Origin of the sequence: Gramella sp. AN32 (assembly GCF_023718305.1) — a bacterium.
Classification (GTDB): domain Bacteria; phylum Bacteroidota; class Bacteroidia; order Flavobacteriales; family Flavobacteriaceae; genus Christiangramia; species Christiangramia antarctica.
Genome location: NZ_QEYO01000005.1, coordinates 20,567 through 35,239, shown reverse-complemented (window position 1 = coordinate 35,239; position 14,673 = coordinate 20,567). Strand labels below are relative to the sequence as shown.

Genomic DNA, 14,673 nt, shown 5'->3' with positions numbered 1-14,673 from the left:
TATGAAAATCAAGTCTGCAGAATTTGTGATGAGCAATTCGAAGGTAGACCACTGCCCTAATTCCACTTTACCGGAATATGCGTTTATTGGTCGGAGTAATGTGGGAAAATCTTCCCTTATCAATATGATTACAGGCAGAAAATCCCTGGCCAAAACTTCAGCGAAACCGGGTAAAACACAATTGATCAATCACTTTCTAATTAACAATAACTGGCATTTGGTAGATCTCCCGGGATATGGTTATGCCCAGGTTTCAAAATCTACTAAAAAGGTTTTTCAGAAGTTTATTACGGCCTATTTTGAGAAGCGTACCCAAATGGTTTGCGCTTTCGTTTTAATAGATTCCAGGCACACTCCCCAACCTATAGATATGGAATTCATGAAATGGATGGGAGAACATAACATTCCATTTTGTATCATTTTCACCAAAGCCGATAAACTCAAAGAAAAACATCTTGAGGAGAATTTAAAAAACTACGAGGCCAAAATGTTGGAGACATGGGCTACGATGCCACAATATTTCGTGACCTCGGCGACTTCACAATTGGGAAAAGAAGAAATTTTAAATTATATTGAAGGGGTTAATAAAGATTTATCCTAATATAATTTTCAAAATATTGAGAAATTTACTGCTCCTTTTTTTACTTTTTCCTGTCATAATTTCTGCTCAAAAGGCCAATATTTATTTAGATCAAAATGGCAAAGAAATTAACTATAAAGAATATCGGGAATTACAGAACACTTACTCAAGCTGGCGCACAAATCGTAATGATAAAAGCATTTCTAAAATTAACAAAGCCAATAAAGTTGAAACTTTTAGTGGAAATTATACGGCGATAAAGGAAGTAATTGAAGAAATCACCGGAAAATCGTATCCTGAAAACACAATTTTCTTAATTGAATATACGGTTAAAAATGATTATTGTCATGGCATCAAAGATCCTAACTATTGGTCCAAAAAGGAAACGGCGCATTGGAAAGAGTTTGTCCAGCCAAAGATAAAATGGTTTGAGTCCAAATATGAGAATACCGTTGTACTTTATCTTTTTGAAAACAGTATAACATTTCAAGAAACCGATGGAAAGAGAAAAATCTTTTATTCAGATTCAAAAAATATCTTTAAAAAAACGCTTTTTCAAATTCGCGCTTATTGCGGTCATCATGCTATTATAAATCCAGACAATAATATTCTGGTTTACAATGGAGAATCCGGACCTGAATTTATGGCTGAATATTTAAAACAAAAAAACTGGAAGTTATTTTTTCCGCACACTTCTGAAAAAATTATAACCGACTCTCAATAACTTCAATCAGCTCCATTTCATTTTCAATTTTCTCCATTTCCTCTGAAGGGACAAGAAGTTCAAAACCTTTGTTATTTGCAACGAGGATCACGGGGAATTTAAACTTATATCCAAATTTTGAAGCATACTGTTTCTTAAACTCATCCCTGTGTAGAAATTCCATTTCCACTTCTGAAGTTTCCCGAAATTGTTTCCAGTTCTTTTTTTCTGAAAACTTTCCGAAGGTCAATGCGTAAAGTTTGCAGGAATAGGTTTTGGGTTTTAAGGTTTTATGGATGGAATCCAGCAAAGCATTCATTTTACCGGAATCGGCATTATAGACGAAAATAAGTTTTTCCAAAACTATTTTTTGATCTCGGTTTTTTCAGCGAAATAATCGCAGAAATCTTTCATCGTAGCCTGCATTTTCTCATCCTGGGTCGCGCGAAAATACGTGTCACTCATAGAAACCAGCGTTTGATGGAAGAACTTCTTCATTTCGTCTACCGGCATTTCCTTCGTCCATAAATCTATGCGTAAAGTTTCCTGTTGTTTGCTATCCCAAACCGATAGCATCAAAGCTTTCGCTTCTTCCTTATAAATATTCCCATCTTCAGCAGACCAGGTGATACTTTCAGGAACCTGATTTTCATCGGTTACCACTTCAATATTAATATCAGACTTTTTGTAATTAGCCATTATTTCTTAGGTTTATATTTCGCCTGATCGAAAATTTCTTCCGCAGAAGTTTTAAGCATTTTTTCGACCGAAACGTCATTTTTGTTCATATAACTCCGCACGATATTCCAACCAATATACTGGCCGGTTCTTGCCGGGGATTCGCTATCCAGGGCAAGGTAAAATTTTGAAAACGGGGCCGGAAAAAGAAAGCGCACATATAAGTTTGTGTCCGTATCGTAAAGAAGTTCCTTTTCAATAAAATACCTCCAGATTTGATCTTCATTGGCTTTCACCCAATCTAATTCCGCTTCGGTATATCCAATTTTCTCCGCATCCGTTTTAAACGGAATAAAAAGGTCTTTTAAATACAGTAATTTGCCATAATACAGCATGTGTTCAATAAACTCCCTGGACTCCGGCTGCGGAACATAATTTTTTGCAATAGCCTCAGCCGCATCTGGCAAAATTTGATCTTCAGAAAAATTCTTTTTTAAATAATCCTGAACTCCCACATAAAACGGGTGGTCTTCTCCCAGATAAGTATCCAGGGAAACGAACAAATACTGCCCGGTATAAATGATCTTATTCTTATAATCTACCTCGCTGGTCACAGTAATGACCGTTGGTGGCTGGAAATTGGGAAAGTAATATTTCACATGCTGAAAAAGATTTTCAAAATCGTCAGTTTCCGCAGAAAATTCAGGAAAAGCTTTTGAAACCGCGTTGTCCAGTTCAATTTGAAGGGTATCCGTTAATTTATTCAGCCACAAACTATCCGGAAACTGCTCAGGAAATAAAAAGGGATATTGTTGTTTAAGCTGCGGAAGGGTTTCCGGGGTAGCTTCGGCAAATTTCTGATCAAATCTAATAAGCTCGAAATCTACCGGGATTTTCTCAATTTCAGCTTCCTTCGTAGAATTCTCATCACAGGAAGACAGCAATAAAAAACTTAAAAAAGCAATTAGAAATCTTTGCATTATCGGCTATTATGAATGCTTTAACGCACCTATTTTTTAAAAATTGAGTTTTAGTATTAGATTTGTGCAAAGGTATTATTTACAAACCTAACCGCCCAACATTATGCAAACCGAAAAAGTCGCAGAATATATTATAAACTGGTTAAAAGAGTACGCGATAAATGCCAATATGCAAGGCTTTGTAATTGGCGTAAGTGGCGGTATAGATTCCGCAGTGGCCTCAACTCTATGTGCAAAAACCGGGATGCGGGTATTATGCTTGGAAATGCCCATACATCAGGATCCGAATCAGGTAAGCCGGGCCAGAAAACATATTGATGAACTAGAACATAATTTCGCCAATGTGAGTTCTCTTGAAATCAACTTAACCTCAGTTTTTGAAGAATTTCGAAATGCAATGCCTCAGGAAAGGGAAACATCCAATGTAGATCTAAGCCTGGCAAATTCACGCGCCCGCTTAAGAATGACCACCCTGTATTATTTTGCAGGTATCCATAAATTTTTAGTGGCCGGGACCGGTAATATGGTGGAAGATTTTGGGGTTGGTTTTTATACCAAATATGGAGATGGCGGGGTAGATCTAAGTCCCCTGGCAGATTTAATGAAAAGCGAGGTTTACATATTAGGCGGGTATTTAAACATCATAGAAGAAATTATGCATGCCGCCCCTACAGATGGTTTATTTGGTGACAGCCGAAGTGATGAAGACCAGCTGGGCGCCAGTTATGATGAACTGGAGTGGGCCATGAATGCAAATTCAGCAGGAAAAAATGCTGATGATTATGAAGGTAGGAAAAGGAAGGTTTTTGAAATTTACCAGAGACTTAATAGCGCTAACCAGCATAAGATGTTACCGATTCCGGTTTGCGACATACCCATTCATCTAAAGAAATAAGCATCTCATCGAATATCTAACATAGTTTCTTGATATGATATTTCTATACAGTAATTTTAATTTAATTAAATAACTGTCAACAGGTTACCCCCGACTTGTTTTAATCTTAAAATATGTATCGAGTATTAATTGCAGACCATCATCCCATAATTATGGATGGGATTAAATGTATTTTAAAAAACAACCCTGCACTGCAGGTAGTTGGGCGTGTAGGAACAGGAACACAATTATTTAACCATTTAGAGAAGGATGCTCCAGATGTTGTTATTGTGGAACTGGATTTACCCCAGATCAATGGAATAAACGCGGTTCGTAGGATAAAACAGGAATTTCCTGAAGTTAAAACCCTTATATTTAGTAACCATCCTGAAGAAATGTATGCTTTAAGTACTATAAAAGCTGGAGCTGCGGGCTACATATCAAAACATACTGATTCTGAGACTTTGGAAAAAGCAATTTATCAGGTAGCACGAGGTGGAATTTATCTTAATAGGAAAATTACCGAAAGATTAAATTCCGGAATCTCCAGAGGTAAGAGTTTAATTACAAAATTCAAGAAGCTCTCTACCCGGGAATCTGAAGTACTGAACTTACTTTCTTCCGGTAAAAGAAATAAAGATATCGCTGAAGCTTTAGAGATTAATGAGAAAACGGTTAGTACTTACAAAACACGTCTACTGAAAAAACTAAAAGTCGATAATGTGGCAGATTTGATCACCCAATCCAGGTTATTGCAGCTTAATGCTACATAACCCTGTCTAAACGGTCGCTTAGGATTTTCCGTAAACTTAGATAATTCATAATTTCCTGAAGTATTTCTGAACTATCCATATCATCTGCAGGAGTCTTTATTTCTTCAGATAATTCTTCTATCTTTTTGGAAACCAGATAGCGCCTTAGGTTTAGAATTGTTTCACTTACCAACCTTGAGATAGAATCTTCTTTAGCCTTTACCGGTACATCGCGTCTATCCCAATCATGCAATTCATATTGCTCCTCCTCCATCAAAATATCGGTAATTTCTTTTGCCTGACTGGCTTCCAGATTATTAATAATCGTTTCCACAGCAAATTCTTCCTCACTATTGAGTCGCTCAATAAGCACGGAATATAATTGCTGAAAATCATCATTCGAAAAAGCAATTTCATCCTCCTGAAGGTCTAAAAAAATCTTTTCGAAAACTTTGGCGTGCTGCGTTTCAGGTTCTAATTCTAACTGACCCGTTTCTTCATTTTGTTTTAACAACAAATCCTGAAAGTCTTCTTCCTTCCTTCCGTATAGTATTAACAGGCTGATTATTTTCCTTTCCAATTCATAAAGCTGATCTACTTTCTTGGTTGGCTGAGCATCTTCCTTAACCACAGCCATTTCCCTTTTCCGCGGGGTTGGGGAATCTTTGCCTTCCTTTTTCTGAATTTGAGCGAGGGTCGCATAAAGCACATTTTCAGAAATATCCATAATCCTGGAACATTCCTGAATATAAACCTCCTGTTGAATATTATCCGGGATCTTCGCAATACTGTTTACCATATCGCGGATCAATTCAGCTTTTTTAATGGGATCACTTTTCGCCTCCTTCATGAGTAAAGAAGCCTTGTAACTTATAAAATCAGATGAATTTTCTTCTAAAAACTCCTTTAATTCTTCTTCAGAATTTGCCCTGGCGAAACTATCAGGATCTTCCCCTTCCGGAAAAGGGCACACCTTCACATTCATTCCCTGTTCAAGAATAAGATCAATCCCGCGCATAGAGGCACGTGTCCCGGCAGCATCACCGTCAAATAAAACTGTAATATTCCTGGTAAGCCGGTTGATAAGCCTAATTTGTTCCGAAGTAAGCGCGGTTCCCGAAGAGGAGACAGTATTATCAATTCCGCTTTGATGAAACTGGATCACATCGGTATATCCTTCAACCAGATAACAATTATCCTCCTTGGCAATTGCCTGTTTCGCATAATAAATACCATAGAGCACCTTGCTTTTATGGTAAATATCGCTCTCGGGACTGTTTAAATATTTAGCTGCTTTTTTAGTATTGGTTAAAATCCTTCCGCCAAAACCTAAAACCCGTCCAGACATGGAGTGGATGGGGAACATGACCCTGCCTTTAAAACGGTCGAATCGCTTTTCCTCTTTTACGATGGTTAGCCCTGTCTTTTCAAGATAATCTAATTTATATCCATCGCCAAGTGCTTTATTGGTAAAAGCATCCCATTCATCTGGGGAATATCCCAGATCAAATTTTTTAATAGTTTCAGAAGTAAAGCCTCTTTCTTTAAAGTAGCTTAACCCAATCGCCTGTCCTACATCAGTTTTCCACATCGTATTCTGAAAAAACTTGCTGGCATATTCTGAAACGAGATACATGCTCTCCCGTTCATTAGCCTGCTCCTTTTGTTCATCGCTTTGTTCAGTTTCTTCAACTTCGATCCCGTATTTCCTGGCCAGATATTTAATGGCTTCAGGATAGGTGAAATGTTCGTGTTCCATTAAAAAAGCCACGACATTCCCGCCTTTCCCACTACTAAAATCTTTCCAGATCTGTTTTACCGGGGATACCATAAAACTAGGAGAACGCTCATCGGTAAAAGGGCTTAAACCTTTTAAATTACTCCCAGATTTTTTAAGCTGAACAAAATCACCGATAACCTCCTCAACACGGGAAGTTTCAAAAACAGTATCAACGGTGGTTTTAGAAATCAAATTTTATGAGTATAAATTGAAATATATGAAAAATGCAGGGCTTCAGAAAATTAATGAATTTTTCTGAAGCCCTGCAAAACTAAACTAAACTGGCTAATTAATCTAAATCAAAACGAAGTCCCAGGGATATATTATTCATTTCTACGTTTGGCTCCTGGAAAATTGGATTAAGATCATATTTTACATACAGTGCTGTGCCGCCCCAACCTAAATATCCACTCAATCCATATACGAGATCATTGGTATTGTAATCAGATTTTAATTTATCTTTTCTTTTATCACCATCAAGTTTGTATTTTAATTTTTGACGCTCTCCAATATTGAATCCGCCATAGCCACCTAATCCTACTTTTAATTTTTTATAGGTGGAAAAAGTAGTTCCGTTATCCCGGTCGTATCTGTTTGAAGGACCAAATTCAAAATGTATAGGCACTACCAGATTATCCATCCTGAATTTAGATTTATCCAGGTCTACATCAAATTCCTGAAGCGTGGTTAGATCCCCATCTTCAACAAAATATCTGTTATCGGTTGGTTTTAAACCATTAAATTGAAAAGAAACCCCATATTTCAAACGCAACCAGTTAGAATCTTCAAACACCCTTGTTTTCCAGGCCCAACCAATTTCAAAAAAACGGCTCCCCCCAATTTTAAAGTCAGAGTCATTTAAAGACTGCCCTTCCTTTATCGCGTTGTTAAAACCTGCAGCCAATACCAGGGTGGATTCCGTTCTTTTATCGCGATAGGAGTCTTTAGCCGCTTTGTCTTTATTTTCGCCAATTTCGAGTACAAGCCTTTCGTCTGTATCAATATCTTCATTCCTGCTTAATAATGCGATCTTATTGTCAATAATCGCTAATTTATTTTCGATGTTTAGGGCGTGTTTTTTAGCGGCTTCTTCTTTAAGCTCTTTAGCCTCCTCAATGGTAATTTCATTCTTATCGAGACGATTGTTGATGGTTTCTACCTCTTGTTTAAGTTTTTCTTTTTCCTGAGTCACTATGTTTTCCCGTTGTTTTTCAAGGCTTTCGATAGTACTCTTGTTTTCGATCTTTATAGTTTGGGCATTGCCCATGGTATAAGTGAAAATGGACAATACGAGATAGATAATAATGCTTTTCATAATGATGTGTTTTTTAGTCTCCCACGTATTTTATGGAAGTTGATGATTGATAAATGACCCTTGTTAAAAATTAAATTATTTAATTAATAGTCCTGTGGCTGTGTAGTATTTCTATTTGCAACAGCGACCATTGCTTTTTGAACTTCCCCTTTTAGAAAATCGAATACTTTTCCTCTAAAAGACTGGTAAAGTTCCTCCTCGGCATCTGCAAGCAGTGCTTTGGCATCTAAGTTATTGCTGCCGTAACTCTCCCTATTTTCACTAATTTGAGTTACTGCTCTCATGAGAAGCGCGTCCACTTCAGCATCACTTATATTTTCATTGTTCATCTTCCTGCTTTTTACTTCGGCAAGAAGGTTTTCAAGTTGTATATCAATATTTCCCTTAATTTCTTCAATTCCATTTCCCTGAAGGTTGATAGGTGCCACAGAGTCCTTTTTCAGGATTGCTAACGCATCAATAGATCTTTGTTTTGTCCTTTCTTTTACTACTGGATTTGCTGCGAATGCTTCTTTCTTCTGATCCTTCATTTCGGAAACTTTTGGTGCATTCTCTTTTTCACTATTTTCCTGAACCGCGTATTCTGAAGGGGAATCAAAGGTTTCATTAGTCTTAGGCTGAAGAATTTCTTCAGGTGTCAGCGGTTCATCTACTAAAGCCGGACCATCATTTTTTTGCTGATTTATGTAAAAAATTCCGGCAATTAATAAGATCATAACCGCAGCGATGGACGTGATCCAAAGACCAGTTTTGTTCTTCTTCCCTTCAGAATTATCTAACCGGGCATTTAATTTATCCCAACTCCCCGCAGATGGCTGAATTTCCCGTGAATCCAACTTCTCCTTTATATGTTCTTCAAATTTAATTGGTGCCATAACCTGTTGAATTATTATTTTTAATTTGATCCTGGAGCATTTTCCGTGCTTTGAACAATTGGGATTTTGAGGTCCCTTCAGTGATTTCAAGCATTTTTGCTATCTCCTGATGTTTATACCCTTCAATTGCGTAAAGGACAAAAACCATCCGGTAACCTTCCGGCAAATTATCTATAAGGGACTGGATGTCTGCCACATCCATTTCAGATTTAATATTATTTATAGATTCTGCACTTTCATATCCCAGATCTTCCTGAAATTGCAGTTTTTTATACTGCCTTAAAAATGAAATCGATTCCCTTACCATAATCTTTCGTATCCAGCCTTCAAAACTGCCTTCGCTTTTAAAGGAATCCAAATACTGAAATACTTTAAAGAACCCATTCAGCATAACCTCCTCGGCGTGGTGAAAATCCTTGACATACTGCCTGCAAACGCTCAACATCTTAGGAGAGTGCATTTCATAAATCTTCTTTTGTGCTTCCCTACTACCGTTAGTTGCTCGTCTTATAAGCAAATTTTCGTTTTTAAAAAGCTGAATTACTTTAACCATATCCAAAAGGCCTTCTATTTATATAGACGCAGGAAAATTATAAAAGGTTGCCTGAGCATTTATTTTTTTCTAAAATTATTTTAAAAAATGTTCTAAAACCCTGATTGTATTGAAATTAAATCTGAGGATTTTTTTACCTTATTCCGTTATCTTTGCTACAAGGATAAGAAATATGGCCGAAGAAGTTAGAATAAATAAATATTTGAGTCAGTTAGGTTATTGTTCACGACGGGCTGCAGATAAATTGATCGACCAGGGAAGGATTACCGTGAATGGTGAAAAACCTGAAATGGGAACAAAGGTAATGCCGGGGGATGAAGTGAGAGTGAACGGCAAAATTGTTTCTAAAGCCGAATTGAAAGAACCCAATGTTTATATCGCCTTTAATAAACCTATTGGTATCGTTTGCACAACAGATACACGAGTAGAAAAAGACAATATCATCGATTACATCAATTACCCTAAACGTATTTTCCCTATCGGCAGACTGGACAAACCCAGTGAAGGCCTGATATTTTTAACTAATGACGGTGATATTGTAAATAAAATTCTGCGTGCCCGTAACAATCACGAAAAAGAATATGTGGTTACGGTGAATAAACCGGTTACTTCAGATTTTATAAATAAAATGGGCAGTGGGGTTCCCATTTTAGATACGGTTACCCGAAAATGCGAAGTTGAAAAAATAGCTAAATATTCCTTCAGAATCGTTCTTACCCAGGGACTCAACAGGCAAATACGCCGGATGTGTGAAGTCTTAGGATATGAAGTAACCGCTTTAAAAAGGATCAGGATCATGAATGTTCATCTGGATATTCCTGTGGGTAAGTGGCGTGATCTTAGCCCGGAAGAACTGGATACGATTAATAAACTTTCAGAAAAATCTATGAAGACAGAAGAAGGTTCAAAGTTATGAAGCTCAATAAAAATTTCTTGAAACCGACTATCCCTGCCTGCGGCTGGCAGGCCCGAGGCAGGCCTTAGGGGTACCAGCCTGCCGGCTGGCAGGTCTCACCAGTTATGTTTTGGCCTCTAGACTAAAAAACCGAAATTTTATATTTCCCCTCACCCAGAACTGCGAAAAAGCAGATCTGACCTCTCCCCTGGGAGCAATGTCATTTAGTTAAGCTCTATATTGCTCGTTTATAATTGGTTAGTGTTTGATATTTGCCTTTGGTCCGTTTTGTTTTTCTCTGTCTTTCGTAGTGCCTTCCAGGCCTTATGGGTTCTACGTTCCTCTCGAAAGCATACTGCAGTTCGATTAGGAGTTCCCTGGGCTGGGTCTCCAGGAACAGCTTTACCACCTTGTGTTTCATACAGGCCCAACTAATGTTCTTGTTCACTTTGTATTGGTATTTTCTTTTCCCGCCCAACTGGTCCAGGTATGGCATGCATTGTTTTTCTATTAGGCTCTGTAAGTTGGACAACAACAGGCCGGCCGCATAGTCTTGCTTTATGCAGATTGGTCTGTGCCCACTGAATTGTTCCATCTGCTGTTGGTTCTTTTGTGTGCCATAGGTGGTCTCTATTCCCCATCGTCATCCATATAAATACTTGAGGTCCCCAATAGAATATATATCCTCGTCGTACAGGTTGGTGAGCAATATTTCCATGGCGCCCGTAGATAGTACCACCTTTACCATACGAACGGTTATTTCAGTGTCAGCGGTAACATGATGTCCATTCCCCCATAGCGTCGAAATGGCACTGGTGGAAGGCCTAAACTGCACGATCTCGCTAGTGCTATCGCTCTGGACGAATCGCCGCACCTCTTTGTTGAAGTTCGATTTGCACCTCATCACGAAATGGCGCGGCGATTCTTCGTTTAGCATTGAGTATATCAGCGAATAACTGGGGTAGTTCCTGTCGAAAAGCGTCAAACTATCCGGGTAGAGACTGTGAACACGTTTCGCCATAATGGCCTGTTCGCCCAGCTTGAATGGGAGGATGGAGCCCCATATGTTGATCTGGTTGAGCACGTCATAAAGTTGCATAACCCTTGCCATCGGGATGTCCCCGTGTTGGTTGGGTTGGGTGCCGAACTCGGCCACCACATCCGGCCTGGAGACCAGATAGGCCGTGGAGCCGTCCACAGCCTGTACGCGGAAACCTTTCCAGCGCTTGGCGCTTTCACCGTAATAGTGGTAGAAACAGTCCACAAGCAGATCGTTCCATACCTCGAAGAACATTGGCAGCAACTTGGTCCGTTGTAGGCTGAAAGCTCCCTTGCTTGCTGTAGAGGAACCCACGCCCAGAGCCTCGAAGAATTCCCGAAGCTCGATGTTCAGACTGCGCTTGGGCATGTTGAGGATCATCCCGGCAACCCTACGAAGGGTAAGCTTGCGATCCCTGCTGAAGTCGGAAGGGTTTTGCACCAATAAGTCCTTTAATTCTTTTTGTTCACAGACCATGTCCAAAAATGTCTTTAACTCCTCTATTATTCTTAAATTTGCCTCTACCATTGGGTTGCATGTTTTTTTGCGATTACAAAGAACCTTTATTCGGTTCGTAACCCAATGGTTTTTTTAATTGCTCCCCCTTAACTAAATGACATTGCCCCTGGGAGAGGTGAAACGGAAACCCCGAGGCTAAGCCGTCGGGGAATTTTATAGATTAAAACTTCAAAATCTTAAATCTTAACAGATTATTAGCGCAATATGACATCATATTGTAAGGACTTCTTGTTAATTTTAGTCTTTAGCGAAATACTAAAGTCGCCAGTAATTAAAACATAAGAATTTACCATGAAGATTCAGCCATTCCATCTTGCTATTCCGGTGTACGACCTGGAAAAATGTCGCAAATTTTATAAAGAAACATTGGGATGTGGTGAAGGAAGAAGCAGTGATCATTGGGTGGATTTCAATTTTTTTGGCCACCAACTTGTTATACACTACCAGGATCCCAAAGATAAAGCCCAGGCAATTTCAAATCCGGTTGACGGGAAAGATGTTCCGGTCCCACATTTTGGAGTGGTGCTACAATGGGATGTTTTTCAGGAGTTTTCAAAAATTCTAAAAAGCAAGAAAGTAAATTTTGTGATCGAACCCTATATTAGATTTGAAGGAAAACCGGGAGAGCAGGCAACCATGTTTTTTAAAGACCCCTGTGGAAATGCCCTGGAATTCAAAGCATTTAAAAATATAGACCAGCTTTTTGCCACATAGGCCAAGAGTCCAACCAACCATAAATGGATAGATTGAAACCTTCACTAGTACGACAACTGTTCGTGCTATTGCTCATCCTATTTTTGAGCATCCTTATTTTTAGAGAAATCATCCCCTACCTTTCCGGAGTTTTGGGAGCGATCACTTTATATGTCCTTCTAAAAAAATGGATGAAGAAACTGGTCAATCGTGGATGGAAACCTCCTTTGGCAGCAGCATTGTTAATGTTTGGAAGTTTTATTGGAATTCTTATTCCGGTAACCCTAATCACCATTATGCTGACCGCTAAAATTGGGAAGGCGGTTTCTAATTCTGAAAAAGTGATCTCCGCTCTAAAAGAACAGCTAAATTATATTGAAGAAGATATAGGCTATAATATTAGTGGGTCCATAGACACCCAATCTATTACAAGTTGGGTTTCTAACAATCTTCAAAATCTCGCGGGAGGCACCTTCAATGCCTTGATTGCCATTGGTATCATGTATTTTATGTTGTACTATATGCTTATCAATCGCAAGAGTATGCGGGCCTCGATGATCACATACATTCCATTAGGAAAAGAAAATTTAGAGATCATTGGAAAAGAAAGCAATAATCTCGTGAAATCAAATGCCCTAGGCATTCCTCTGGTCGCTGTCATTCAAGGAGTGATTGCTTTAGTTGGTTTCCTGATTTTTGGTGTTCCAGATCCATTTTTCTGGTTTGTAATTACAGCTATTGGGAGTATGATCCCATTTATAGGAACGGCTATTGGAATTGTACCTGCGGTCATTCTGCTATTGGCACAGGGACACAATTGGCAGGCAATAGCGATGCTTATTTATGGCTTCACGGTTGTTGGAGCTACAGATAATATTATAAGGCTTTATGTATTAGATCGATTAGCCAGTGTGCATCCTTTAATAACACTTTTTGGAGTAATTGTGGGAGTGCAGCTCTTCGGATTTATAGGATTAATATTTGGACCTCTTTTAGTATCCTTATTCCTGTTGATCATTAAAATCTATAAAAAGGAATATGGAAATGCCAATCACAGATTATAATAACTTAAAAATAGACTTATGAAAGAAGATGATAACGAAAAATTAGACGAAAGCTTTGTAAAAGCTGAAATTGCTAAAATTGATGACGACGATGTTAAGATCGCTATGGACAATCAAGAGGAAATCGACAAGAAGCTGAACAATAGCAATATTCTGAAGAAATATTCTGAACTGGCCAATGTCATGTACGGGATGATGAAGGATTACCGAAAAGGTATTTATCATGAGGTGCCCTGGTTCACCATTGCGACCATCGCATTCAGCTTTTTATATATTCTAAATCCATTTGATTTTATTCCCGATTTTATCCCGGGCATAGGATATGTAGATGATTTCGCTGTAATAACGTTTGGAATTCGGTTTATACAAACCGATCTTCACAAATATCTTGACTGGAAACTGGCCAACAACGATGTAGAATAAAAAAAGCGGGATTTAAAAATCCCGCTTTTTTTATAATTAATTCTCTAATATCCTTTTTGCGTGCCTTTCCCTCGCCAGCAACGTGTTTTTTAACAACATGGCAACGGTCATGGGCCCAACACCTCCAGGGACCGGAGTTATATAGGAGGCCTTTTTACTGGCATTTTCAAAGTCAACATCTCCTTTTATAACATAACCCCTTTCAGCATTTTCATCTGGAACACGGGTGATCCCAACGTCTATAATCACCACATCGTCTTTGATCATTTCAGCTTTGAGAAAATCTGGGATACCAACCGCAATGATAATAATATCTGCCTGTGAGGTTACCTGGGTAATATTTTTGGTGAATTCGTGCGTAAGTGTAACCGTGGAATTACCTGGAAATCCGCTTCTCCCCATCAAAATACTCATGGGCCGACCTACAATATAACTTCGCCCAATAACCACAGTATGTTTTCCTTTGGTAGGAATGTCGTAACGTTCCAAAATTTCTAAAATCCCAAAAGGTGTAGCGGGGATGAAAGTGGTCATATCCAACGCCATTTTCCCGAAATTAGTGGGATGGAAACCATCCACATCTTTATCTGGATCTACCGCATTCAAAACCTTTTGCGTATTAATTTGAGGAGGTAAGGGCAACTGAACAATGAATCCGTCGATATCCTCATTTTTATTAAGCTCCTCGATTTTATCAAGTAATTCCAGTTCACTTACCGTATGCGGGAGCCTATATAAAGAAGATTGAAAACCTACACGTTCGCAGGCTTTCACTTTACTGTTTACATAAGTTAAACTTGCCCCGTCCTTACCCACTATGATTGCTGCAAGATGAGGGACTTTTTGCCCTTTCTTTTTATATTTTTCAACTTCAGCTTTGATCTCATCTTTAATGTCATCACTGATTTTTTTTCCGTCGAGAATTGTCATATTTAGTATTAAGTAGGCAG

Annotated in this window: 17 protein-coding genes; 8 read left to right on the top strand and 9 right to left on the bottom strand. The window is 38.6% G+C overall.

All coding sequences use genetic code 11. The features are described from left to right. Position 1 precedes the first annotated feature (1 nt). Both yihA and DHD80_RS07385 read left to right on the top strand, forming a co-directional pair. Positions 2-601: a ribosome biogenesis GTP-binding protein YihA/YsxC gene (yihA, locus tag DHD80_RS07390; protein ID WP_251740524.1), complete on the top strand. Its 600-nt coding sequence runs from the start codon at positions 2-4 to the stop codon at positions 599-601. A gap of 16 nt (positions 602-617) precedes the next feature. Beyond that, the gene (locus DHD80_RS07385; protein WP_251740523.1) at positions 618-1,304 is read left to right on the top strand and encodes a hypothetical protein; all 687 of its coding nucleotides are present in this window, start codon (positions 618-620) and stop codon (positions 1,302-1,304) included. Here DHD80_RS07385 and DHD80_RS07380 read toward each other — a convergent pair. Genes DHD80_RS07380 through gldB form a run of 3 tightly spaced genes read right to left on the bottom strand, consistent with a single transcriptional unit; the run spans position 1,285 to position 2,941 of the window. Next, positions 1,285-1,644 (bottom strand): GTPase, encoded by a 360-nt coding sequence (locus DHD80_RS07380; RefSeq protein ID WP_251740522.1) that lies wholly within the window; start codon positions 1,642-1,644, stop codon positions 1,285-1,287. The two genes, DHD80_RS07385 and DHD80_RS07380, sit on opposite strands and share 20 nt — an antisense overlap. Before the next feature lie 2 nt (positions 1,645-1,646). Continuing rightward, positions 1,647-1,982, bottom strand: coding sequence for a gliding motility protein GldC (gene gldC, locus DHD80_RS07375; RefSeq protein ID WP_251740521.1), 336 nt, complete (start codon positions 1,980-1,982; stop codon positions 1,647-1,649). Beyond that, positions 1,982-2,941 carry a gliding motility lipoprotein GldB gene (gldB, locus tag DHD80_RS07370; RefSeq protein WP_251740520.1) on the bottom strand — a complete coding sequence of 320 codons (960 nt, stop codon included), beginning with the start codon at positions 2,939-2,941 and terminating at the stop codon, positions 1,982-1,984. The genes gldC and gldB overlap by 1 nt, the downstream gene beginning before the upstream one ends. Before the next feature lie 103 nt (positions 2,942-3,044). Between gldB and nadE the strand changes: the two genes are divergently transcribed. Continuing rightward, positions 3,045-3,836: an NAD(+) synthase gene (gene nadE / locus DHD80_RS07365; protein ID WP_251740519.1), complete on the top strand. Its 792-nt coding sequence runs from the start codon at positions 3,045-3,047 to the stop codon at positions 3,834-3,836. Positions 3,837-3,949: 113 nt separating this feature from the next. Beyond that, positions 3,950-4,588 carry a response regulator transcription factor gene (locus DHD80_RS07360; protein ID WP_251740518.1) on the top strand — a complete coding sequence of 213 codons (639 nt, stop codon included), beginning with the start codon at positions 3,950-3,952 and terminating at the stop codon, positions 4,586-4,588. Here the strand turns inward: DHD80_RS07360 and dnaG are convergent. From dnaG to DHD80_RS07340, 4 genes are all read right to left on the bottom strand, one after another. Next, positions 4,581-6,539 carry a DNA primase gene (gene dnaG, locus DHD80_RS07355; RefSeq protein ID WP_251740517.1) on the bottom strand — a complete coding sequence of 653 codons (1,959 nt, stop codon included), beginning with the start codon at positions 6,537-6,539 and terminating at the stop codon, positions 4,581-4,583. The genes DHD80_RS07360 and dnaG overlap by 8 nt on opposite strands. Before the next feature lie 97 nt (positions 6,540-6,636). After that, positions 6,637-7,662, bottom strand: coding sequence for a hypothetical protein (locus DHD80_RS07350; protein WP_251740516.1), 1,026 nt, complete (start codon positions 7,660-7,662; stop codon positions 6,637-6,639). An 83-nt stretch (positions 7,663-7,745) separates the two neighbouring features. Then, on the bottom strand, positions 7,746-8,537 hold the full coding sequence (locus DHD80_RS07345; protein WP_251740515.1) for a hypothetical protein: 792 nt from the start codon (positions 8,535-8,537) through the stop codon (positions 7,746-7,748). Beyond that, entirely contained in the window at positions 8,524-9,090 is a 567-nt protein-coding gene (locus DHD80_RS07340; RefSeq protein ID WP_251740700.1) for a sigma-70 family RNA polymerase sigma factor, read from the bottom strand. The genes DHD80_RS07345 and DHD80_RS07340 overlap by 14 nt, the downstream gene beginning before the upstream one ends. A gap of 172 nt (positions 9,091-9,262) precedes the next feature. Here DHD80_RS07340 and rluF point away from each other — a divergent pair, with 172 nt between their 5' ends. Next, positions 9,263-10,006, top strand: a complete 744-nt coding sequence (gene rluF / locus DHD80_RS07335) for a 23S rRNA pseudouridine(2604) synthase RluF (protein WP_251740514.1) — start codon at positions 9,263-9,265, stop codon at positions 10,004-10,006. Between the two features lie 622 nt (positions 10,007-10,628). On the opposite strand, the gene DHD80_RS07330 is transcribed toward rluF, so the two are convergent. Beyond that, the gene (locus DHD80_RS07330) at positions 10,629-11,552 is read right to left on the bottom strand and encodes a hypothetical protein (RefSeq protein WP_251740513.1); all 924 of its coding nucleotides are present in this window, start codon (positions 11,550-11,552) and stop codon (positions 10,629-10,631) included. Between the two features lie 282 nt (positions 11,553-11,834). On the opposite strand from DHD80_RS07330, the gene DHD80_RS07325 reads away from it, so the two are divergent. From DHD80_RS07325 to DHD80_RS07315, 3 genes are read left to right on the top strand one after another with little or no spacing between them, the layout of a single operon-like run. After that, complete coding sequence (locus DHD80_RS07325) at positions 11,835-12,257, top strand: VOC family protein (protein ID WP_251740512.1); 423 nt, start codon at positions 11,835-11,837, stop codon at positions 12,255-12,257. A gap of 23 nt (positions 12,258-12,280) precedes the next feature. Further along, positions 12,281-13,300 carry an AI-2E family transporter gene (locus DHD80_RS07320; protein WP_251740511.1) on the top strand — a complete coding sequence of 340 codons (1,020 nt, stop codon included), beginning with the start codon at positions 12,281-12,283 and terminating at the stop codon, positions 13,298-13,300. 18 nt (positions 13,301-13,318) lie between these two features. Then, positions 13,319-13,723 carry a YkvA family protein gene (locus DHD80_RS07315; RefSeq protein ID WP_251740510.1) on the top strand — a complete coding sequence of 135 codons (405 nt, stop codon included), beginning with the start codon at positions 13,319-13,321 and terminating at the stop codon, positions 13,721-13,723. Between the two features lie 36 nt (positions 13,724-13,759). Here the strand turns inward: DHD80_RS07315 and DHD80_RS07310 are convergent, their stop codons facing one another. Beyond that, positions 13,760-14,653, bottom strand: coding sequence for a bifunctional 5,10-methylenetetrahydrofolate dehydrogenase/5,10-methenyltetrahydrofolate cyclohydrolase (locus DHD80_RS07310; RefSeq protein ID WP_251740509.1), 894 nt, complete (start codon positions 14,651-14,653; stop codon positions 13,760-13,762). Positions 14,654-14,673: the final 20 nt, after the last annotated feature.